We start from the raw sequence: 2,422 nt of genomic DNA, 5'->3' as shown, positions 1-2,422 counted from the left end.
TGCAGTAGTATATTGTAGGATGATTTGTCTTGTGAAATAGTCTTTGGCGTCATGTATCCTATTTTATAACACTTTTTTTACTCTGCTTACTTTTTTCTCTCCTACCCCGAATTATTGAGCGGATACTAAAAAACGTTATCAACAATCTCTGCCCGAAACATTTTATGATTTTTATCGCTGGTATAACGGTTCGGCTTACGAGAGTTCAGAAAATCAGTGGCTGTTGCCTTTTGAACACGGCAGGAGTATTTTATCTTTGGCATCAATTGCCAAGGAGAAAAAATTTTGGGACGCCCAGAGTCAAGTTAATTTTCAAGAATGGCAGCCCGGAGAATATTGGAACAAAGCATGGATTCCGTTTATGAAAGTAGATAATTTGTGGCTGCGGGTTGTGGATACACAGGGCTGTTTCGGCGGGATTCCGGGACAAATTATCAGTTTCGAGTGTAAAGGCGAACCTTTCAGAAGTATTGAATGCGATTCCTTTGATAAGTGGCTGGAAACTGCGATCGCCAAAATTGAGTTAGAATATTTGTTTGCAGAGTTTCACGAAATCGGCTTTGAGGAAGAAAAGGCAGTATTTGCGATCGAAAAACGCATCAATCCGCACCGGCGCAGCGTCAAATTAGTACCTAGAAACACATAAAATATCTGGCAAAGAGAGGACTGAAGTCCTTACGGCAAACCAGGTTCGTAGTGAGGACTTTAGTCCTTCCTCGGAAGTGAAAGAAGGACTGAAGTCCTCACTACAAACCTAAATGACAACTCACACACTAAAAAATAATGATTAAAACTTTATACCTTTCAGACATAAAATACCTGGTAAATAGAGGACTGAAGTCCTCACTACAAACCAGGTTCGTAGTGAGGACTTTAGTCCTTCCTCGGAAGTGAAAGAAGGACTGAAGTCCTCACTACAAACCTAAATGACAACTCACAAAGAAAACAATGATTAAAATTTTACACCTTTCAGACATTCACATGGGCAGCGGCTTTTCCCACGGCCGCGTCAATCCAGAAACCGGGTTAAATACGCGGCTGGAAGACTTCGCGGCGACGCTAAGCAAATGTATGGATAGAGCAATTTCTGAACCCGTAGATTTAGTGATATTCGGCGGGGATGCTTTCCCGGATTCGACGCCGCCACCGTTTGTTAAGGAGGCTTTTGCGAGCCAATTCAGCCGCTTGGTAGAAGCGCAAATTCCGACGGTTTTGCTAGTAGGAAATCACGACCAACATTCCCAGGGACAGGGCGGCGCGAGTTTGGGAATTTATCGGACTTTGGGAATACCTAAGTTTATTGTAGGCGATCGCCTCGACACGCACCTCATACAAACCCGCAGCGGGCCCGTACAGGTGGTTACGCTGCCTTGGTTGACGCGATCGACCTTAATGACGCGATCGGAGACTGAAAGCCTTTCTGTGGGCGACGTTAACCAATTATTAACCGAAAAACTGACGATCGCCATGGAAGGAGAAATCCGCCGTCTCGATCCAAACATCCCCACCGTACTATTAGCGCACTTAATGGCAGATAAAGCAAGCCTGGGCGCAGAGCGTTTTCTAGCAGTCGGTAAAGGATTCAACATACCCGTTGCCATGCTAACACGCCCTTGTTTCGACTACGTTGCCCTCGGTCACGTCCACAAACACCAAAATCTCAACGCCAACAACAATCCGCCCGTAATTTATCCCGGAAGCATCGAACGAGTTGACTTTAGCGAAGAGAAAGAAGAGAAAGGCTTTGTGTTGGTTAATTTGGAAAGGGGGAAAGCCGAGTGGGAATTTTGCACTTTGCCGGTGCGGGTGTTTCAGACGATTAAGGTGAACGTATCGGAATCGGAGACTCCGCAAGCCGACTTGGTGAAAGCCATTGGGAAGAAGGAAATCCAAGATGCAGTCGTCAGATTGATCTACCAATTGCGATCGGAACAATTAGACTTAATTGATAACGCCGAATTGCACGCACTTCTCGGCGCAGCCCACAGCTACACAATTCAGCCGGAATTAGTCAGCCAGCTAGCAAGACCGCGGTTGCCAGAATTAAATGCTAATAATAGTATAGAACCGTTAGATGCTTTGAAAACTTATTTGGCAAGTCGCGAAGATTTGAAAGATATTACTGACAGTATGCTAGAATCCGCACGGGATTTGTTGGGAGTGGAAGAAGAAGCTTTAGTCGAATTCTAGTAAATTATATCAATTCTCACGATGAGGTACGTTGTTGGGCTTGGGCCCTCTTAGTCTAAGCGGTTATAATAAGCCGTCAGTCATACCTCATCTTTTTGAGAAAGGCTATATATAGCCTTTCTCAGAAAGATGAGGTACAATAACAGCAGTGCGTAAACCAGTTAAAAATATTTGATGATGTAACTTGACTGAACCCCAACTCTATGGCTTTGGCTAATTCTTGATAATTAGG

At 44.4% G+C, this 2,422-nt stretch carries 1 protein-coding gene and 1 pseudogene; both read left to right on the top strand.

The window, feature by feature from the left end:
* Positions 1 to 136: 136 nt before the first annotated feature.
* Positions 137 to 646: pseudogene (locus tag QZ938_RS32885) on the top strand (SMI1/KNR4 family protein); the annotation flags it as partial.
* Positions 647 to 948: 302 nt separating this feature from the next.
* On the top strand, positions 949 to 2,190 hold the full coding sequence (gene sbcD / locus QZ938_RS32880; protein ID WP_293356545.1) for an exonuclease SbcCD subunit D: 1,242 nt from the start codon (positions 949 to 951) through the stop codon (positions 2,188 to 2,190).
* Positions 2,191 to 2,422 lie beyond the last annotated feature (232 nt).

It is taken from the genome of Microcoleus sp. CAWBG27 (assembly GCF_020883145.1).
GTDB lineage: Bacteria > Cyanobacteriota > Cyanobacteriia > Cyanobacteriales > Microcoleaceae > Microcoleus.
The sequence above is the reverse complement of the archived record's forward strand: the minus strand, read 5'-3'. Positions and strand labels throughout refer to the sequence as shown.

Excerpts from the sequence above, each read along its gene's own strand:
- sbcD (WP_293356545.1), top strand. The coding sequence starts at position 949 with ATGATTAAAATTTTACACCTTTCAGACATTCACATGGGCAGCGGCTTT.